Annotated in this window: 3 protein-coding genes and 1 pseudogene; all 4 read left to right on the top strand. The window is 62.9% G+C overall.

What is annotated here, in order from left to right:
* Positions 1-278 (top strand): annotated as a pseudogene (gene sucC, locus EOA86_RS30480) (succinate--CoA ligase subunit beta); the annotation flags it as partial.
* 11 nt (positions 279-289) lie between these two features.
* A complete protein-coding gene (sucD, locus tag EOA86_RS30475; protein ID WP_128345018.1) occupies positions 290-1,189 on the top strand; it encodes a succinate--CoA ligase subunit alpha in 900 nt (299 codons plus the stop codon).
* Complete coding sequence (locus EOA86_RS30470) at positions 1,190-2,161, top strand: D-glycerate dehydrogenase (protein WP_128345016.1); 972 nt, start codon at positions 1,190-1,192, stop codon at positions 2,159-2,161.
* 84 nt (positions 2,162-2,245) lie between these two features.
* The coding region (locus tag EOA86_RS30465) for a BCCT family transporter (protein WP_206630180.1) at positions 2,246-2,482 on the top strand (237 nt) is incomplete at its 3' end.

Below are 2,482 nucleotides of genomic sequence, written 5' to 3'. Positions count from 1 at the left end.
GTGCCGTGTTGCGCGATAGACAAGTCGAGACGATCCTCGTCAACATCTTCGCCGGCATCAACCGCTGCGACTGGGTGGCCGAGGGCGTCATCAAGGCGCTCAGGGAAGTCGGCGTGCCGGTTCCGCTCGTCGTACGCCTCTCCGGCACGAACATGGAAGAAGGCCGACGCATCCTCGCCGAATCCGGGGAGAACATCATCATCGCGGAAACGCTTGCCGAGGCTGCCGACAAGGCGGTCGGCGCATGGCGTTCTTTCACCGCCAACAAGGCTGCTTGAGGGCCCCTACGATGTCCATTTTACTCGACAAGAGCACCCGCGTCATTGTGCAGGGCTTCACCGGCAAGATCGGCAGTTTCCATGCCGAGGACATGGAGCGCTACGGGACGAACGTGGTCGGCGGCGTCACCCCGGGCAAGGGCGGCCAAACCCATCTCGGCATGCCTGTCTTCAACACGGTGAAGGGCGCTGTGCAGGAGACGGAGGCTGATGCCTCGATCGTCTTCGTACCACCGCCCTTCGCGGCCGATTCCATCATGGAAGCAGCGGATGCCGGCATCCGGCTCTGCGTTTGCATCACTGACGGCATTCCCTCCCAGGACATGATCAGGGTCAAGCGATACATGCGGCGCTACCGCTTCGAGGATCGCATGACCCTGATCGGGCCGAACTGCGCGGGCATGATCACGCCGGGCGAGGCACTGATGGGCATCATGCCGGGTTCGATCTACCTGCCCGGCCGCATTGGCATCGTCGGCCGCTCGGGCACGCTCGGCTACGAGGCGGCGAGCCAGATGAAAGCCCTCGGCATTGGCGTGTCGACGTCGATCGGTATCGGCGGCGATCCAGTCAACGGTTCGTCCTTCAAGGACATGCTGGAGCTTTTCGACAAGGATCCGAACACCGATGCGGTGCTGATGATCGGCGAGATCGGCGGCCCGCAGGAAGTGGAGGCCGCGCTTTGGGCGCGCGACAACATGAAGAAGCCGCTGATCGCCTATATCGCGGGCCTTTCGGCGCCGAAGGGTCGGCGCATGGGCCATGCCGGCGCGATCATCTCCGCCTTTGGAGAATCGGCGCAGGAAAAAGTGGAGATCCTCAAGGAGGCGGGCGTCACGATCGTGCCGACGCCGTCGTCCTTCGGTGAGACCGTTGCCGACGTGTTGTCTGTCATGAGCAAGGCTGCCTGAATGGCTAAGCCCCGCGTCCTCGTGACCCGGCGCTGGCCGGAGAAAGTGGAGCGCGTGCTTGCCGCACGCTTCGACACCACACTGAACGAAACCGACCGTCCTCTCACCGAACGGGAGTTTGCCGCGGCGATGAAGGACTTCGACGCTGTCCTGCCGACGGTGAGCGACCGGCTGCCAGCTTCGATCTTCGAAAAGCCACCTCTTCGCACCAAAATCCTAGGCAATTTCGGCGTCGGCTTTAATCATATCGACATCGCCGTCGCCAAGGCGGCAGGCACTACAGTCACCAATACGCCGGGTGTGCTGACCGACTGCACGGCCGACATCGCGCTGACCCTGATGCTGATGGCCGCGCGCCGGGCCGGCGAGGGCGAGCGGCAGCTAAGGACCGGCGGATGGAAGGGCTGGTGCCCGACGCACATGCTGGGCCGCCAGCTAACCGGCAAGACACTTGGCATCATCGGCATGGGACGGATCGGCAAAGCCACCGCTAAGCGCGCTTACTTCGGTTTCGGGATGAAGGTCCTCTTCTTCAACCGCTCGATCATCGACGACGACCAGACTCGAGCGATGGATGCGCAGCAGATGAAGACGATCGAGGAGGTGATGGCGGCGAGCGACTTCGTCTCGCTCCATTGTCCCGGCGGTGCCGAGAACAGACATCTGGTAGACGCGCGGAGGCTCGCGCTGATGAAGCCGGGCGCATTTCTCATCAATACCGCGCGCGGCGACGTCGTCGATACCGTGGCCCTCGTCGAGACCATGAAGCAAGGGGCAATCGCCGGCGCCGGGCTCGATGTCTATGAGGAAGAGCCGGCGATCCCAGCCGCCCTGACGGATCTCGAAAACGTGGTGCTTCTTCCGCACCTCGGCAGCGCAACGGCCGAGACGCGGACGGCCATGGGCATGAAGGTGGTCGAGAATATCTCCGCGTTTTTCGACGGCCGCGATCCGCCGGACAGGGTCGCATGAGTAGGCAGGCCGTCCGCGGGAGGGCGGGCGCGGACGAACAATTGAACATCCAAAGGGAAACGTTACCACATGGAGGGATAAGGCATGTCGACCACAGACAGACTGCGAAGCATAGATCCGGCGGTGTTCTGGCCGGCTATAGCGATCACGATCGGATTCATCTCATGGGGAGCGGTGGCCCCGGAGAGCCTCGCCTCCGTCACCCAAGCTACGCTTTCGGCGATCATTAGCGGTTTCGGATGGGGCTTTGTTGTCTCGACCGCGATGTTCCTGGTCTTTGCCGGCTTCCTGGCGATCAGCCGTTTCGGCAAGATTAGGCTT

Source organism: Mesorhizobium sp. M5C.F.Ca.IN.020.32.2.1, from assembly GCF_004023105.1.
GTDB lineage: Bacteria > Pseudomonadota > Alphaproteobacteria > Rhizobiales > Rhizobiaceae > Mesorhizobium > Mesorhizobium wenxiniae.
This window is presented reverse-complemented; position numbering and strand designations above follow the sequence as displayed.